17 protein-coding genes are annotated in these 15,326 nt (G+C 41.3%); 2 read left to right on the top strand and 15 right to left on the bottom strand.

The window, feature by feature from the left end; all coding sequences use genetic code 11:
* Positions 1-876: 876 nt before the first annotated feature.
* From JTI58_RS19155 to JTI58_RS19095, 13 genes are all read right to left on the bottom strand, one after another.
* Positions 877-1,560: a hypothetical protein gene (locus JTI58_RS19155; RefSeq protein WP_243456134.1), complete on the bottom strand. Its 684-nt coding sequence runs from the start codon at positions 1,558-1,560 to the stop codon at positions 877-879.
* On the bottom strand, positions 1,557-2,051 hold the full coding sequence (locus JTI58_RS19150) for an ECF transporter S component (protein ID WP_205443027.1): 495 nt from the start codon (positions 2,049-2,051) through the stop codon (positions 1,557-1,559). Before JTI58_RS19150 ends, JTI58_RS19155 begins: the two co-directional genes overlap by 4 nt.
* Positions 2,052-2,081: 30 nt before the next feature.
* Positions 2,082-2,474 carry a bifunctional adenosylcobinamide kinase/adenosylcobinamide-phosphate guanylyltransferase gene (locus tag JTI58_RS19145; RefSeq protein ID WP_205443023.1) on the bottom strand — a complete coding sequence of 131 codons (393 nt, stop codon included), beginning with the start codon at positions 2,472-2,474 and terminating at the stop codon, positions 2,082-2,084.
* Positions 2,426-3,022, bottom strand: coding sequence for a histidine phosphatase family protein (locus tag JTI58_RS19140; RefSeq protein ID WP_205443021.1), 597 nt, complete (start codon positions 3,020-3,022; stop codon positions 2,426-2,428). Before JTI58_RS19140 ends, JTI58_RS19145 begins: the two co-directional genes overlap by 49 nt.
* The gene (cobS, locus tag JTI58_RS19135) at positions 2,995-3,771 is read right to left on the bottom strand and encodes an adenosylcobinamide-GDP ribazoletransferase (protein WP_205443020.1); all 777 of its coding nucleotides are present in this window, start codon (positions 3,769-3,771) and stop codon (positions 2,995-2,997) included. Before cobS ends, JTI58_RS19140 begins: the two co-directional genes overlap by 28 nt.
* A gap of 20 nt (positions 3,772-3,791) precedes the next feature.
* Entirely contained in the window at positions 3,792-4,367 is a 576-nt protein-coding gene (locus JTI58_RS19130) for a bifunctional adenosylcobinamide kinase/adenosylcobinamide-phosphate guanylyltransferase (protein WP_205443019.1), read from the bottom strand.
* Between the two features lie 12 nt (positions 4,368-4,379).
* Positions 4,380-4,988 (bottom strand): histidine phosphatase family protein, encoded by a 609-nt coding sequence (locus JTI58_RS19125; protein WP_205443017.1) that lies wholly within the window; start codon positions 4,986-4,988, stop codon positions 4,380-4,382.
* Positions 4,985-6,079, bottom strand: coding sequence for a pyridoxal phosphate-dependent aminotransferase (locus JTI58_RS19120; protein WP_205443014.1), 1,095 nt, complete (start codon positions 6,077-6,079; stop codon positions 4,985-4,987). The genes JTI58_RS19125 and JTI58_RS19120 overlap by 4 nt, the downstream gene beginning before the upstream one ends.
* Entirely contained in the window at positions 6,066-7,022 is a 957-nt protein-coding gene (cbiB, locus tag JTI58_RS19115; RefSeq protein WP_205443012.1) for an adenosylcobinamide-phosphate synthase CbiB, read from the bottom strand. The genes JTI58_RS19120 and cbiB overlap by 14 nt, the downstream gene beginning before the upstream one ends.
* Complete coding sequence (locus JTI58_RS19110; protein WP_205443007.1) at positions 7,019-7,702, bottom strand: adenosylcobinamide amidohydrolase; 684 nt, start codon at positions 7,700-7,702, stop codon at positions 7,019-7,021. The genes cbiB and JTI58_RS19110 overlap by 4 nt, the downstream gene beginning before the upstream one ends.
* 204 nt (positions 7,703-7,906) lie before the next feature.
* Entirely contained in the window at positions 7,907-8,092 is a 186-nt protein-coding gene (locus JTI58_RS19105) for a hypothetical protein (protein ID WP_016994978.1), read from the bottom strand.
* A gap of 104 nt (positions 8,093-8,196) precedes the next feature.
* Entirely contained in the window at positions 8,197-9,555 is a 1,359-nt protein-coding gene (locus JTI58_RS19100) for an aspartate kinase (RefSeq protein WP_205443006.1), read from the bottom strand.
* A gap of 561 nt (positions 9,556-10,116) precedes the next feature.
* Positions 10,117-10,869, bottom strand: a complete 753-nt coding sequence (locus JTI58_RS19095; protein ID WP_205447431.1) for a glucose 1-dehydrogenase — start codon at positions 10,867-10,869, stop codon at positions 10,117-10,119.
* Between the two features lie 202 nt (positions 10,870-11,071).
* On the opposite strand from JTI58_RS19095, the gene JTI58_RS19090 reads away from it, so the two are divergent.
* Positions 11,072-11,683: a TetR/AcrR family transcriptional regulator gene (locus JTI58_RS19090; protein WP_205443004.1), complete on the top strand. Its 612-nt coding sequence runs from the start codon at positions 11,072-11,074 to the stop codon at positions 11,681-11,683.
* Positions 11,684-11,764: 81 nt separating this feature from the next.
* On the opposite strand, the gene JTI58_RS19085 is transcribed toward JTI58_RS19090, so the two are convergent.
* Both JTI58_RS19085 and JTI58_RS19080 read right to left on the bottom strand, forming a co-directional pair.
* On the bottom strand, positions 11,765-12,610 hold the full coding sequence (locus tag JTI58_RS19085) for a nucleotidyltransferase (RefSeq protein WP_205443003.1): 846 nt from the start codon (positions 12,608-12,610) through the stop codon (positions 11,765-11,767).
* A gap of 138 nt (positions 12,611-12,748) precedes the next feature.
* Positions 12,749-12,934, bottom strand: a complete 186-nt coding sequence (locus tag JTI58_RS19080; protein ID WP_279381334.1) for a topoisomerase C-terminal repeat-containing protein — start codon at positions 12,932-12,934, stop codon at positions 12,749-12,751.
* Positions 12,935-13,118: 184 nt separating this feature from the next.
* On the opposite strand from JTI58_RS19080, the gene JTI58_RS19075 reads away from it, so the two are divergent.
* A complete protein-coding gene (locus JTI58_RS19075) occupies positions 13,119-15,293 on the top strand; it encodes a DNA topoisomerase III (RefSeq protein ID WP_205443001.1) in 2,175 nt (724 codons plus the stop codon).
* Positions 15,294-15,326: the final 33 nt, after the last annotated feature.

Here is a 15,326-nt window from a genome sequence, read left to right as displayed (position 1 = left end):
TTCTCCCTTCTTAGGAGCGGCTTCCTCTCACTTTGGAGCGGGTTCTCCCTTCTTAGGAGCGGCTTCCTCTCACTTTGGAGCGGCTTCCTCTCACTTTGGAGCAGGTTCTCCCTTCTTAAGAGCGGCTTCCTCTCACTTTGGAGCGGGTTTTCACTTTTTTGGAGCGGCCTCCTCTCACTTTAGAGCAGGTTCTCCCTTCTTAAGAGCGGCTTCCTCTCACTTTGGAGCGGCCTCCACCCACTTTAGAGCGGGTCACTCTCCTTAGAAGCAGCTTCCCCACACTTACTAGCGGGCTCTCCCTCCTTAGGAGCAGCTTCCTCTCACTTTGGAGCGGGGTTTCCCTCCTTATGAGCGACTTCCTCTCATTTCAGAGCGGGTTTTCTCTTCTTAGGAGCGGCCCCCACTCACTTTAGAGCGGGGTCACTCTCCTTATGAGCGGTTCCCTCACTTTTTGGAGCGGGTTCTCCCTTCTTAAGAGCGGCTTCCTCTCACTTTGGAGCAAGTTTTCCCTCATTATGAGCGACTTCCTCTCATTCCAGAGCGGGCTCTCCCTTCTTAGGAGCGGGCTCCACCCACTTTAGAGCGGGTCACTCTCCTTAAGAGCGGCTCCCTCACATTTTAGAGAGGGTTTTCCTCTCCTTATGAGCGACTTCCTCTCATTCCAGAGCGGGCTCTCCCTTCTTAAGAGCGACTTCCTCTCATTCCAGAGCGGGGTCACTCCTTTGATAAGCGACCACCAGCTACTTTAGATTCAAAGTCACCCGTCTAATGAGCAACACACCTCCAGAGCAAGAATACTATCGACTTAAAATAACCCTTGCTCCGGATTATCTGGCCATGTTCCAAGAAAGGCTCATTTGCTCAAAACAAGCCTTATCACTTTACAGAAATGCGTAGTTTCTCAAAGTTTCGCAGGAAGAGTTTTTGCGCCTGCTGCTCATGAGCAGGATCGATGCCTAGCAAAATGACCGTACAGGGGCCTGCTGATTTTGTACCATCGAGGGAGCTTTCAACTCGTTGCTCCCCAAACAGACGAGCAAATTCTCCTTGTAGCCCCTTTGATCCGACAGGCCATACTTGCTGAACAATTTCTGCCTGCCATGCCTGAAAAATCGGCAGCAGCTGTGCCACATCTTCAGGCTGTGCCAACACTTCTTCGCCAACAAGCGGCAGGCCATAGGTGTACCAGCTTAGCTGTTTATGGTCAAATGCTCGACGCTGCTGGATTTCTCCAAGCATTGTAACAGCTAAGCCTGACTGCAATGTGGACATATTGGATTCCGTACTCCCTGCAATCGCTGGACAGGTAAGACCTGCCTCTGCAAAGACTTGCTGTATGCCTTTTTCATAGCGTGACCATGCGGCATCTCCAGAAAAATTCGCAAGTAGAACTTGAATAGGTAGTGCCTGTGCAGCAAGCTGTTCTAAAAACGTTACACGGACTGTCATGTAGGCTGTTAATTGGTCTGGTGCCGACACAACATCTTGTGGTTTTTGGCCAATGGCTGCGGCATTATCCATGGTCGCAATGATTGCCCCTACTTTCATCGCATTTCTCACTGTACACGACCTGCCTTACGCACAAAAACCTTTGATAGGACGGGCATTACTACCGCAACAATGATTAAATTGATCACCGTTGCCATTAAAATACTCCCAAAAGCACCCCAGAAAAATGCTGGACTAATCATAAAATAAAATGGTAGTGGCGCTACAATACCGTTTAATACTAAGGCAACTGGCCATTTCCAAAAGTGCATGCCTTTTGTATGCATCACCCCGAAGACCCATACGACAATCAACATTTCTACCGCAATAATAATATGTAATGGTCCTAGGGGGAATCCAGACGTTAATGCCGTAATAAAATGGCCGATCAATCCAGCAACCCCTGCTAAGATTGGGGATAGGAAGACAACCCCTAAAAAGGCAGGAGCCGAATCCAATGCAGCCGTTGAAATAAACGTTGGTACCTTAATCATTGCTCCCACTGCACAGATGGCCGCTACCATGGCCGTCAAAATCCATTTCCTTAATTTTTGTCGTTCCATACCTTTCCCTCTTTTCGGTTGAATTCTACTTTATTTTAATTGCTCAGCCATTCCATACCAAATCCGTACAACCTGCTCTGCTTCCTTGAACAAAGCTTGGTATAGACGACCACATGTATCTCGTAGCTGTCGGGCTTGTTTTTCCATTGGCACAACCCCACGCCCCATATCCGTCACAATAAGCACGAGTGTACAATGCTGTTCAAGCTCTTGTAATGTGACTAGCACCTTTTGTACGATTTGTTCATCTTCCTCCAAGTTTTGTGTCACAAGCCATTTTTCTAAGTTCTTCAGGACAAGGACATCACAGGCTGGTGCCACCTCAGGTAGTTCGCCATCCATCATGACCACCTGTTGCTGTTCATACAAGCGCCTCACATAGTCGGTTTTGCCGTTATAGGCACCTCCGATAAAGACATGCATCGTGCTCCCTCCTCCCAAGCCTTTTTAGTAAATGTTAAAACAAATTGTTTGTCATGTGGCACCTGATAGGACCAAAAGGGCTGTTCTGTTGGCGCGAACGCAACAAGTAAGGCACGAATGACTCCGCCATGAACCACTAAATAATAGCTATCCTCATTTTTCGGTAGATAGTGAAATCCATCTACAACACGTGCAACAAAGTCATCAAATGCCTCGCCCTGTGGTGGGGGCGTGTGGTTTGGATCATCTACCCATGCCCGATACTGAGCATTCATTTTTAATTCCTCATAGGTTTTTCCTTCGAAAGCACCAAAATTCGTCTCCCGAAGGCGTGCCTCCGCCTGATAGCTAGCATTGGGAAAATAATGAGCTGCCGTTTGTCGACAGCGTTGTAGATCACTGCCATATACCTTTTTGACATTAGTATCTACCACAGCAAGCTTCGTTGGATCGGCTAATGGTGCGTCCGTCCACCCAAGATAGCGTTTTTCAAGATTCTCTTTTGTAGGCGCATGCCGCATTAAGCACACAGTAACAATGTCACCCATAGCACAACCTCCATCCCTTCAATTGATGCACCCAGTAAATCGCCTGATACCCCGCCAAAATTACGCAACGTAAATTGCCGAAAAATAAAAAGTGCAATGGCTAAAACGATGACTAATACAAGGGGCAGCAAAGAGAACTGGGTGAAGGTGAAAACAACCCCAATAACCAATACAAGCGATAACAGCATGATAACTTTCAATCGATTAGCGTTTATATGAGACTTAAAAAAATAGGCAAGACCTTTTTCCTTCGAGCAATGGAGTGACATGAAATAAAAGCTCATGCCGACCCTTGTTAAAAAAGGAACGAATAGCACCATCCACAAGGCGAACTTCTGCTGCACAAAAAGCTCATGTAGAATAACAAATTTCCCCATTAATAAAAACACTACAGACAATACCCCGAACGCTCCCACACGAGGGTCATCTAAAATCTCCAATCGTTTCTCTCGGTCTCGATAGGAAAAATAAGCATCGCCCATATCAATAAAGCCATCCAAATGCAAACCACCTGTCCATAAGGCAAATAGCCCTATCACAATAAAAGCTAGCATGACTTCACTGCTTGCTGTCCACTGCGTAAGACTATAGAGCACGGCTGCCACCGTCGTCCCCATCAAAGCGCCTATCCATGGTAAGCAAGCGAACATGCCTGTGATGGTAGATCTTGTTAATGGTAGCTCTTTATGTACTGGCAAAACCGTAAAAAATTGAAATGCCAGTAGCAGGCTATGCCAAAAATTTTTCATCGTCTTGCCTTCCTTCTTGATTATTTCCATCTCTTCACAATGCCGTAGTTCATTTCATAGGCCTCCTGTGCCATTGCAACGAACCATTGATGGAATTGTCCGAGCGTTCGTCGATATAGTTCTACCTCATCACTAGCATAAGGTGGCTCATCAAACAGTTCATTGGATACAACAAAAAAAGTCACGTCCTTCTTCAGTAGTGACTGGATAGCCTGCTTGACGACCTGCAGCTTATTAGCTAAACAACCAGGCTGCTGTAAACAGGGTGTCCCCTTGTCATAGCCTTCGTAAAAAGCATTGGTCAGCCAAGTTGTAACACAATCCCACAGCACCACATCTCCATCCTGGAGTGTCTCAAATACGTCAGAAATCGCATAGGGAGCCTCCACCGTCAGCCATTGAATAGGCTGTGCCTGGCGATCTGCCTGATGACGTAAGATTCTTTTTTCCATTTCACTATCTAAGGCAATGCCAGAAGCCAAATAGAGCAAGCGTTTCGCTGTACTCGACTGCGCCTCGTAATGCTGAAGCGCTGTTTGCTCAGCAAAATGGGATTTACCACTTCGAACACCACCTGTAATAAAAATGAGTGGCATGTGGGACACCTCCTATTGTAAATGATGTAGATTGCCAATATCCTTCACAAGCCATTGTTGACCTTGCCGTTCAATCACGGTGACACTTGTCCCATGAATGTATGGGGCCGCCCACAGCTCACTGATGCTGCGCTGTAAAATAGCGTTGATGATGCATTTAATCGTTACAGCGTGGGAGACAATGAGAATTGTTTCATTCTGATGTTGTGCTGCTATTTTTTTTAATGTAAACATCGCTCTTTCTGTCACAGCTCCAAAGCTTTCTGTATGGCTTGCCACAAACTGCGCAGGGTAGTTCGTATATAGCTCATAATCAAGCTTATGTGTCGCCAGTATGTCCTCGATTGTCTGCCCCTGCCATTTCCCTAAATAGATCTCACGTAAATCATCTTCATAGGCAATAGGCAGCTTGCGATCAGTCGTCAAAATGTCCATCGTCTCTCTTGCACGACCACTTGAACTACAATAAGCAGCAGCAAAAGGGATCTGTTGCAGTTGCTTGTGAAGTTTTTCAGCCGCTGCTCTACCATTTTCCGTTAATGGAGAGTCCAGCCATCCCTGTAGTCGATGCTCCTGATTCCATTGTGTTTCCCCATGTCTTACTAGATAAAAAGTTGTCACTTTTCTCTCCCCTTATTTGCATTAAACCAAGCTTGTAGACAATTATGTAAAGAGGTCATGGCCGCCATATCTTTTATACCAATACGGAACCATGCACCCTGTAAACCTTGAAAATTTTTCGTATGACGCAGGACAACACCCTGTGCTAAACAGTAGGTGAAAAAGGCGTCCGCTTGCTGTGTTTTTGGTAATGAGAAGCACACATAATTCGTGACACTGTTGGTTACTTGGCAGCCGTTTTCTTGTAAATAACGATGCAGCCATTCTCTTTGCGCTGTCGCATAGCTAATTGCTTGCTGACAATAGCGCTGTTCATCTAAACAGCTTGCCCCAATGACAAGAGCAAAGGCGTTTAAATTCCAATGTGGCAGCATGTCCTTTAAGGCGCTCACTATAGAAGCATGTGCGACCAAATAGCCAAGTCGTAAACCTGGAATCGCATACATTTTAGTCATCGAACGAACGACAATAACATGTGGGTTTTGTGCACTAAACTGAATCAGCGAATGTGCCTCATCTACCCAATCCATAAAGGCTTCATCGATAACAAGCTCACAGTGAACAGCTGCCCCGTGTGCTATTAAAGCAAGTAAATCTTCCTTTTTCGGCAGGACACCAGTCGGATTATTAGGTGTACAAAGATAAACAGCGTCTGCCTTCACCATTTCCTGTTTTAGCTGCTCTAATGGCAATGTGTAATCGATAAAATCCGTCACGACAATGGGCACGATGGTAGCACCTGCAGCACACAATGTTCGCTCATATTCTGAAAAAGTCGGATGCACAATAATGACATGCTTATTGGCATAGCGTCTTGCTAGCACACTAAAAAGCTCGGAAGCCCCATTGCCTAGTAAAATCGTATTCTTCGCTACTTGATGAAAAGCAGCGACCTTCGTTAAAAAAGGCTCCCCATCTGGATCGGGATAGCGTTGAATTAGCGGATAAAAAGTACGCCAACGTGCCTCCACAAAGGATGGTGGCCCTGCCGCATTGACATTTTCGCTGAAATCATACACCACCTCAGGCATCGTTAAGCCTAATTGCTGATAAACATTGTGCGGATTTGCTCCGTGATTAGGTAACCGCATAAATTAACACCTTCACTGCTAGCATGACAAGCGTAAAGAGGACTGTGGCAATACGCATATGAATAATGGACGTTGCAATATGCTCCTTCGTTAATGGAACTAATTTTTCGCCCATAATCGCTCGATGAGAGACAACCCCCTTATACATATTTTTCCCACCTAGCTGTACACCAAGCTGCACAGCCGTCGCTGCCTCTAAATAGCCACTGTTTGGACTTGGATGCTTCTTCGCGTCCTGTGCCCAACGCTTTAAGCGCTTGCCAAGCGAACGATCTGTTTCATTTTTCGTACCCAGCACGATCAGTAAGCCTGTGATACGACTTGGAATAAAATTCAGTACATCATCCAGCTTGGCTGAAAACATACCAAAGTCTTTGTATTGCTCATTTTTATAGCCAACCATCGAATCCAATGTATTGACAGCCTTATAGCCCCATAAACCAATGGCTCCAAATAAAAAGGCATAAAAGAGTGGAGCTGTCACCCCATCACTTGTATTCTCAGAAACCGTTTCTACCACGCCACGCACAATTTCGTCCTCACCCAGTTTGTCTGTATCACGTCCGACAATCCATGACAGCTTAACACGGGCTTCGGAAAAATCGCCTTTGACAAGGGGCTCATAGACAGCCATCGCCGCCTCCTTCAAGCTACGCTGTGCGAGTCCAATGCCAATCAGAAGCCCTTCTACTAGGATGCCAAAAATAATACTCACCTGATAGCTTAGCAGTAAAATCAGTGTCACCACAAACATGGTTGTGCCAACAACAGCAAGTGCCATCACTGTTCCGCGTAGTTTGCGCCATTTGCCCTTATTCCATAAAGCTGTTTGCGATTGAATCAAGTGTCCAATCCAGCGTACAGGGTGAGGAAGCTTCGGAGGGTCCCCTACTACTAAATCAAAAATAAGCCCTATGATACAGGCAATCACGATAGCTATCATTTAGACCGCTCCTCTTTATCTTTTTTATATTTTCTAACCGCCTCACACATCGTTTCATAAACGCCATAGCCAATGACCTTGCCAAGCATGGTGATGGGGCCTGCATATTGATGGTAGTCCCCTTCTTCTGTCGAGGCAATGAGCAAGCTATCGGTAGATGTACCTGTAGCTTGCGTGCCTGTCGTTGGGTCTGTAATACCTTCATCCACTAACGCCTTCACCTTAGCTTCCGTTGTTGAAATCATCGCCTGAAATAGTGCTTCATCAGACAGCTTGCCATTGATCAGCACCCATGTATTGATGGTGCCTGCATGGTACTGCTCCTCCCGATGAAAAGCACGAGTAATATCCACCGCATTGCCAAGCCCTGCGGTAATCATAATGACAAGGTGGATTCCCTCATATGTAAAGTCACGAATGGTCGCAAACTTGGCTTGGACAGCCGTCATCATAGCCACTGTCTTGTCATGTGGAAAGTGCTGTGCCTGCAAAAATCGCTGTAATTCCTGATGTGGTTGTCGTTCATCATAGGTAATGGGCACTGTTCGATTCATGAGATGCGTATATTGACCAAAGCCTGGGTTATGCATGGCTGAGGATACAACCTTCATGGGTGAAGCCGTTTGAAGGGCAACATAATCGTCAAAAATATGAATGCAATCCTTAGTAAGTATAGGCAATCAATCGCCTCCTCGCGATAAAGTTGTCACGGAACATAAAAAAACAAATTCTTACAAAGAAGAATTTGTACGGTCGATTCTTTATTAAAATTTGAACCTTCTGAACATTTGTACAGAATAACAACTTCATAATACTCAAATTATTTATTTTCTTTGAAATTGTATCATAACTTTGGCTATTGTCACAATTCCATTTTCAAAGTGTTATTGCTGTTTTTGTTTGAGATTCTTAAAGCGGATCACGGAGCCGATAATAATAAAGACCCACCCAATGCCGATGTAAACAATTTTCATTGTTTTTGTCGATGATGGTAAAATATCCATAATCGTTAAACAGACAAAAAGTATCCCGATAATTGAAAAAAGCATACCAATTGTTAAATTCTTCACGAAAAACCCTCCCAACTATGTACGCCCTCGATTTTACCGTATTCTCAGCAAAAAGAAAACACTAATCCAAGCAAGAAGCACTTGGATTAGTGATGATTGTGTCATTATGCTTTTGCATGGGCAAAAAACTCTTCATATAACGCTTGTAAAATGCGGTTTTCATAATCCTGAAGGACCCCAAACACGAGGCTCACCTCAGAAGAACCTTGATTGATCATTTCAATGTTTGCGCCAGTTTTTGAAATGGCTGTGGCAGCACGGGCAGCTAATCCTGTGTTATGACGCATCCCTTCGCCCACAATCACGATCATAGAAAAACCGTGACGCATTTCTACATACTCTGCATGTAGCTCTTCTTTCACACGACTAATAATGCGTGCTTCATTTTCTGGTGTTAGTTGATTCGAACGCATGATGACAGAAATATCGTCTAAACCAGATGGTGTGTGTTCATAAGAAATATTTTCATCTTCTAAAATTTGGAGGAGCTTACGTCCAAAGCCTACCTCACGATTCATCAAATATTTAGAGACATATAAAGTTGAAAAGCCACTGTCTGCCGAAATACCTGTAACTGGACGACCTGTTGCAGGACGGCTTGGTACAATACGTGTACCTGGGGCTGTTGGATTATTTGTATTTTTTATGTTAACGGGCACCCCAATCTTGTAGACAGGCATTAACGCTTCATCATGGAACACTGAAAAGCCTGCATATGATAATTCGCGCATTTCGCGATACGTAATTTCTTTAATTTCCACTGGATCATTGACAACCTTCGGATTCGCGGAGAACACACAATCCACATCCGTAAAGTTTTCATAAAGCTCCGCTTCAACGGCTGCTGCTAAAATGGAGCCTGTAATATCAGAGCCACCGCGGTCAAATGTTCGCAATACGCCCGCTTTAGTGTAACCGAAGAACCCTGGGAACACAATAATTTCTTTTGTGTCTTTTAAAGGGGCTAAATTAGCATACGCTTCAGGTAATGCAAAGGTTCTTTCGGGTAAGTCATTGACTACTAAACCTTCTTTAGGACTGACATAGCGTGCGGGCATATCAATGGCATTAAAGTAAGCGGCAATAAGCTTGGCGTTATTATCTTCACCTGCTGCTTTAATACTATCGATGAATAATTCCACATTTGTTTTGTCACCTTGTACACGTTCACGTAAATCTTCTGCGATTACATCACAAATGGCATCATCAAGCCCCAAACCATCTGCAATCGCTCTAAAACGATCCACAACAGTTTGCAATTTTTCCTCTGTATTCTCTTGTTGTAACGCTGCATTTGCTAATTGTATTAATAGGTCTGTTACTTTTATATCGTCACCAGAACGTTTCCCTGGTGCTGAAACGGCAACAATCTTACGTGCCGGATTAGATTTTACAATGTTTGCTACTTTTTGTATTTGTTCTGCACTTGCTACAGATGTTCCACCAAATTTACACACGATCATATCTATCAAATCCTAACTTTTTCAAATTAATTGTATTCCTCCACAAAACAATTGACTGTACACAGTGTACAAATTATCGTTTCCTACGTCAATACAATTTAAAAAATTCACGCAATTTATCGAGAAATATGGACAATTTTCTTACTGTTTGATTTATTATACGGATTTCACATGAAATAGTTAAGGTTTTTGTGAATTTTTTTTCGTGACGTTCACATAATCGTGAAATTTTCTGTTTTTGACTTTCTTCTATATAATGAAGAAAACGCTTACTCCATTTATGATATGCACAAATATCCACTATGTCTGTGCTATTTTGTATGTATCAAGGATTCCTTCAGCAGGGATTTTTCTTTTATTTATGAGGTTTCTCGCTCGTTATCGAGGATTTAACGGTCAATCGCGGGTATTCGCCTCTCTACCGCGTGTATTTCCCTTCGATTCGCGGGTATTCACGTCTCCACCGCGTGTATCTTCACTCGATTCGCGGGTATTCACCCTCATCCATATAAAAAACTAGGCTCACATCAAGTGAAGCCTAGTTTTGTTGTTACTATTCGATTAAATAGCTGTCCAGCCGCCATCGATTACGAGCTCTGCGCCTGTCATGAAGCGAGATTCGTCTGATGCTAGGAACACTACGCCATATGCTACATCTTCAGGTTCACCGAAGTACGGTAGTTGTGTGTAAGCTTGATAGTATGGCAATGCACCGCCCTCTTCCATCGTAGGCGCTGTCATTGGTGTTACGATAATGCCTGGGTGAACAGAATTCACGCGAATTTTATCTTTGCCATATTCAATCGCAGCCGATTTAGAAAGGACACGAAGCGCACCTTTTGCTGCTGTATAAGGGCTTGTACCAGCCATTCCTACAATCCCACCGATGGAAGAAATATTGATAATTGAACCGCCGCCAGCTTTTTGCATTTCAGGAATCACATATTTCATGCCAATGATACAGCCATTCAGGTTAATGTCCATGATTTTATTCCATTCAGTCATTTCCATGTTGGCAATCGTTTTTGGTGATGAAACACCTGCATTGTTGACAAGAATATCCACTTTGCCATATGCCTTTACAGCCTCCGCAATCACCGCTTTCCACTCATCCTCAGAAGTAACATTATGTTGAAGACCAATAATGTCTCCACCATTTTCTTTAATTTCTTTTACTAAATTATTCAATGGCTCGATTTGTACATCTGTTGCAATGACCTTTGCTCCTTCTTGTGCAAATAGTTTTGCTTCCGAAGCTCCCATTCCCATTGCTGCTCCTGTAATAATTGCTACTTTCCCATTTAAACGACCCATCATAAAACTTCCTTCCTTCTATATAAATGAACAATTCGTGAACACGTTAACAACTAGTTGTATTATCGACACCGTGTCGTTAATATAATTATAACTCGCTATTGAAAAAGGGCAAACAACATAGAAGCCCATTATGACGCTTTCACAACACTCGCAATCGAACTGTTGTTAAAATAGAAAATTTAATACAAGGAGCTTAAAAATGTCGAAAAAAATGGACCCTCGCGTCATCAGAACGCGCCAGTTATTAAGAGATGCACTCGTGGAATTAATTGATGAACAAGGCTATGAAAAAATTACGGTACAAGATATTACACAACGGGCTACGTTAAACCGTGCCACTTTTTATTTACATTACCGTGATAAACTAGACCTTCTTTATCAAAGCTCAGAAGAAACCTTACATGAGCTTGTAAGTAGTATCCATCCAACCTTTGAAGAGAAGGAGGACTTTGATTTATTAAAGAATTATGACCAACCTCACGAGACATTTATGCATTTATTTGAACAAATAGCGCTGAATAATAAGCTATACAAGGTGTATCTCACGGAAAAAAATATCCCTTACTTCTCTGATGGCCTTAAAGACATTATTATCAATTTTATCTCAAGCGGCATTCAAAGTATGGAGCCTGACGATCAAAAGCTGACCGTGCCCCGCGAAATGGCCGTCCGTTTTTATGCCGCTGCCTTTCTTGAAGTAATTGTCTGGTGGCTAGAAAATGATATGCCCTATACACCCAAATTTATGGCGACCCAGTTAATGCGTATTACCATTAAAGGCCCTTATATTAACAACCCTTTTGAAAGATAAAGCAGAACACAAAATTTTCATTTAACAAAAAAAGGTAATCACAACGCATAGGTGATTACCTTTTTCTATTTGTCTGGGAAGTTATACGATTTTCATGTTTAATTCTCTAGTAGGGTTATAGAAATGTAACCATTTATCAGCTTCACTAACCATCCACGCGCCAAATTCATTTAAAAACAATAACAATACGTTTGTATCTGTTGTGGGTGTTATCGCATATTCAAGTGCCCTTCTCATGTCGCTTTCCTTGTCAGGGAAATATTTCGAAAACCGTTTATAAGCGGGGTACAAATCCCTTGTATAGGCGTTTTCCTTCGTTATGACAAGTGCAAGTCCTGCTCTTACTATAATTTTCATAATCCACTTGCAACAATCCTTTATATCCTCACGATCCGAATTATCTTGAAGGTCATCACAGGCATTTTTTATTTGCCCCTGTAAATGAATAAGGTGGTCATTCGCTAAAGCTTCGTTCGCTTTATATCTTGGTAATTGAGGTATTACATCCTCTCCAAACACACATATACTATGGGTTTGGAGGATGAAACTAATGATTGAAAAAGATGCCGTATTGAAAATAGCTTCTTTGCAGAATACACTTAGCTCAATCCCGTCTACACAAGGATGGTTCTGAGTTAATGCTTGTTCTACTTCTTTTATCCGCTTCAACTGCTGTTTATTAGGGTTTTGCTTGGTAATCGCTATTGTGTCTAAGTCAGCTACTCCTTCAATACCTATACCTTTTGGAATCGATCCCCTTATGTATATGCTATGTAGGTCATCTTGAAGAAGGGTGCGATACGTATGAACCACATCGTTGATGACAGGCAGAAAAATAGGGTTGATTTTATGCCAATCTGCATGATTTATAATGTATCCATCACTATCCGTAATACATAAGCTTCCAATTTCTTTAATAGTCGTCATCACATTACTCCTTTTGTAATTTCAGGTGATTTATTCGCTTAAATAGCTAACTATCGCATAAAAATAGGATAGCATGTTGGAAGTCCTTTGAATGGAGATAACCTTCAAAAACGATACTTCCAGCTAAAATATCCGCTTTTACTTTTCATTAAACTCAAATTCAATCTTTCCTTCTACCAAACGAAGTGCCGCATTAAATTGTTTGCCATTCTTTGATTTAAAGCCTTTCATCACAGCTGTTTTCCCACTCTTACATAAATCATGAATGTTTTTTTCCGTTAGTTTTTTTCCTAATGTGTAATAAGCTGTGAATCGGTACGTTATCTACATAAAAATGGACTTAATTATTTTGGACCTAATTAATATGTATAAAAGTCCAAATTATTAGTCAACATAACTAGATTTTCTAGTAAAAGATGGACACAATATTAAAATAACCGTAATATTGAAATTTCATTTATAATTATAATACAAGAAGTTGTAATTATTATTAATAGGAGAAGAGTATATGAAAATAGTAATTGCAGAAAAACCAGACCAAGCTGCAAAATTAGCTGCCCCTTTTTCTTTTACAAAAAAATCTGGTTATTTTGAAGTGAAGCCAAATACTTACTTTCCAGGTGGAGCACTAATAACATGGGCGATTGGACATCTATGTGAACTGAAAGCCCCTGAAGAATATAATCCTACATGGAAAAAATGGACATTAGATACATTACCGATTATTCCAGATCGATTTGAATATAAAGTGACTAAGTCAAAGTATAAACAATTTAATGTGATTAAAAGTTTAGTAAAAAGACCAGACATTCAAGAAATCATTATTGGTGGTGATGCTGGGCGTGAAGGTGAATTGATTATCCGCACCATTTTAAGAGTATGCGGTGTTCATAAACCGATGAAACGTCTATGGATATCATCTTTAACAGAAAACGCTGTAAAAAACGGGTTTGCAAATTTACTACCAGAAGAGAAAACACGCGATATATATTTTGAAGCACTAAGTCGTTCATGTGCAGACTGGCTAATTGGCATCAACACATCCAGATTATACACGGTACTCCTCAAACGAAATGGCGTGAAAGATGTATTTTCAATTGGTCGTGTACAAACACCTACACTTGCACTAATAGTAAAGAGAGAACATGAAATTGCGAATTTTAAATCAGAACCATTTTGGGAAGTGGAAACAGAGTTTAATTTTGATGGAAAAATGTTAAAAGCAAAATGGCATAAAGATAACATTTCAAGGGTTCAAGAGGAACGACAAGCTATTGCGATTGCTAATTTCTGTATCAATAAAAATGTGGAAATTAATAGTATTAAAAGAGAAACAAAGGAATACGCTCCTCCATTGTTATTCAACTTATCTGCATTACAAGCTACAGCAAACAAGGCCTATAAATTCTCACCACAAAATACACTGGATATTTTGCAAAAACTTTATTTAAAGGGCGTAGTTTCCTATCCAAGATCTGATTCACAATTTTTAACGAATGAAGAAGCAAAAACACTACCAAAGATACTAGAGCATTTAAGTAAAATTAATAAATATAAAGGTCTTCTTCCGCCACCGACAAGTACAATTATGAATAATAAAAGATATGTGAATGACAAAAAAGTAACCGATCACCATGCAATTATTATTACAGAGCAAATACCAGACGTAGCAAAGCTAAGTACAGAAGAAGAAAAGATTTATGATTTAGTTGCAAGACAAGTCATTGCAGCACATTACAACAATGCCATATTTTCTTACACAACGATTCATTCCCTTGTCGATAAACGTGCAGAATTTATCTCTAAGGGCAAAGTGCTAATGGAAGAAGGTTGGCGTAAGGTTATTTATCATTCTAAAGATAACTCACCTATAGACAAAGATGAACTGCTCCCCCCATTACATGAAAATGAGCAAGGTATCGTTGCGAAAGCGAACGTAAAGAAAGGTGAAACCCAACCACCAAATCGTTATTCTGAAGGTAATTTGATTACCGTAATGAAAACAGCTGGTAAACATTTGGAAGATGTAGAATTAGAAAAGGTCTTATCGAAAACGGAAGGATTAGGTACTGAAGCTACACGCGCTGGAATTATTGGTACATTAAAAGATCGAAACTATATCGAAGTTAAGAAAAACCAAGTCTTTGCAACGACTAAAGGTATATTACTAATTGAGGCACTGGGTGAAAGTATCTTAACGTCCCCTTCCATGACAGCCAAATGGGAGCAACGACTATCTGAAATAGGTGACGGCAACGCTTCTCCTAAAGCATTTATGGAACAAATAAAAAAGCTTGCTGACAAATTGATTTCAGATGCTAACAAGCGTGAAAAGGAATGGGCATTTAATCAAAATGTAGTAGATAAAATCACTGCAAATAATCCATATAATAAAAAATATAAAAAAGAAAAAACAGTTGTTGGGAAATGTATCCTTTGCGAAGGGTCAATCATAGATCATGGCACTTTTTATGGGTGTTCAAATTATAAAACAGCTAATTGTAAATTCTCGGTTTCAAAGAAAATCCTAGGTAAAACCATTTCACACACAAATATGAAAAAACTCTTGGCCTCAGGTGAAACAGACTTGATTAAAGGATTTAAAAAAGTAGAAAAGACTTTTAATGCACATCTTACATGGGGTGAAAAAGAGCAAAAAATTATTTTTAATTTCCCTCAGTAACCAACAACTTTACTAATATCATGTTGTTTACTA

Source organism: Lysinibacillus fusiformis (genome assembly GCF_016925635.1).
Classification (GTDB): domain Bacteria; phylum Bacillota; class Bacilli; order Bacillales_A; family Planococcaceae; genus Lysinibacillus; species Lysinibacillus fusiformis_F.
The sequence above is the reverse complement of the archived record's forward strand: the minus strand, read 5'-3'. Positions and strand labels throughout refer to the sequence as shown.

Bases quoted from the DNA above. Each gene is read 5' to 3' on its own strand.
- JTI58_RS19085 (WP_205443003.1), bottom strand. From the start codon at position 12,610: ATGACGACTATTAAAGAAATTGGAAGCTTATGTATTACGGATAGTGAT.
- JTI58_RS19130 (WP_205443019.1), bottom strand. From the start codon at position 4,367: ATGCCACTCATTTTTATTACAGGTGGTGTTCGAAGTGGTAAATCCCAT.
- JTI58_RS19100 (WP_205443006.1), bottom strand. From the start codon at position 9,555: ATGATCGTGTGTAAATTTGGTGGAACATCTGTAGCAAGTGCAGAACAA.
- cbiB (WP_205443012.1), bottom strand. From the start codon at position 7,022: ATGATAGCTATCGTGATTGCCTGTATCATAGGGCTTATTTTTGATTTA.
- JTI58_RS19150 (WP_205443027.1), bottom strand. From the start codon at position 2,051: ATGGAACGACAAAAATTAAGGAAATGGATTTTGACGGCCATGGTAGCG.
- JTI58_RS19075 (WP_205443001.1), top strand. From the start codon at position 13,119: ATGAAAATAGTAATTGCAGAAAAACCAGACCAAGCTGCAAAATTAGCT.
- JTI58_RS19095 (WP_205447431.1), bottom strand. From the start codon at position 10,869: ATGGGTCGTTTAAATGGGAAAGTAGCAATTATTACAGGAGCAGCAATG.
- JTI58_RS19120 (WP_205443014.1), bottom strand. From the start codon at position 6,079: ATGCGGTTACCTAATCACGGAGCAAATCCGCACAATGTTTATCAGCAA.
- cobS (WP_205443020.1), bottom strand. From the start codon at position 3,771: ATGAAAAATTTTTGGCATAGCCTGCTACTGGCATTTCAATTTTTTACG.
- JTI58_RS19145 (WP_205443023.1), bottom strand. From the start codon at position 2,474: ATGCATGTCTTTATCGGAGGTGCCTATAACGGCAAAACCGACTATGTG.
- JTI58_RS19090 (WP_205443004.1), top strand. From the start codon at position 11,072: ATGTCGAAAAAAATGGACCCTCGCGTCATCAGAACGCGCCAGTTATTA.
- JTI58_RS19140 (WP_205443021.1), bottom strand. From the start codon at position 3,022: ATGGGTGACATTGTTACTGTGTGCTTAATGCGGCATGCGCCTACAAAA.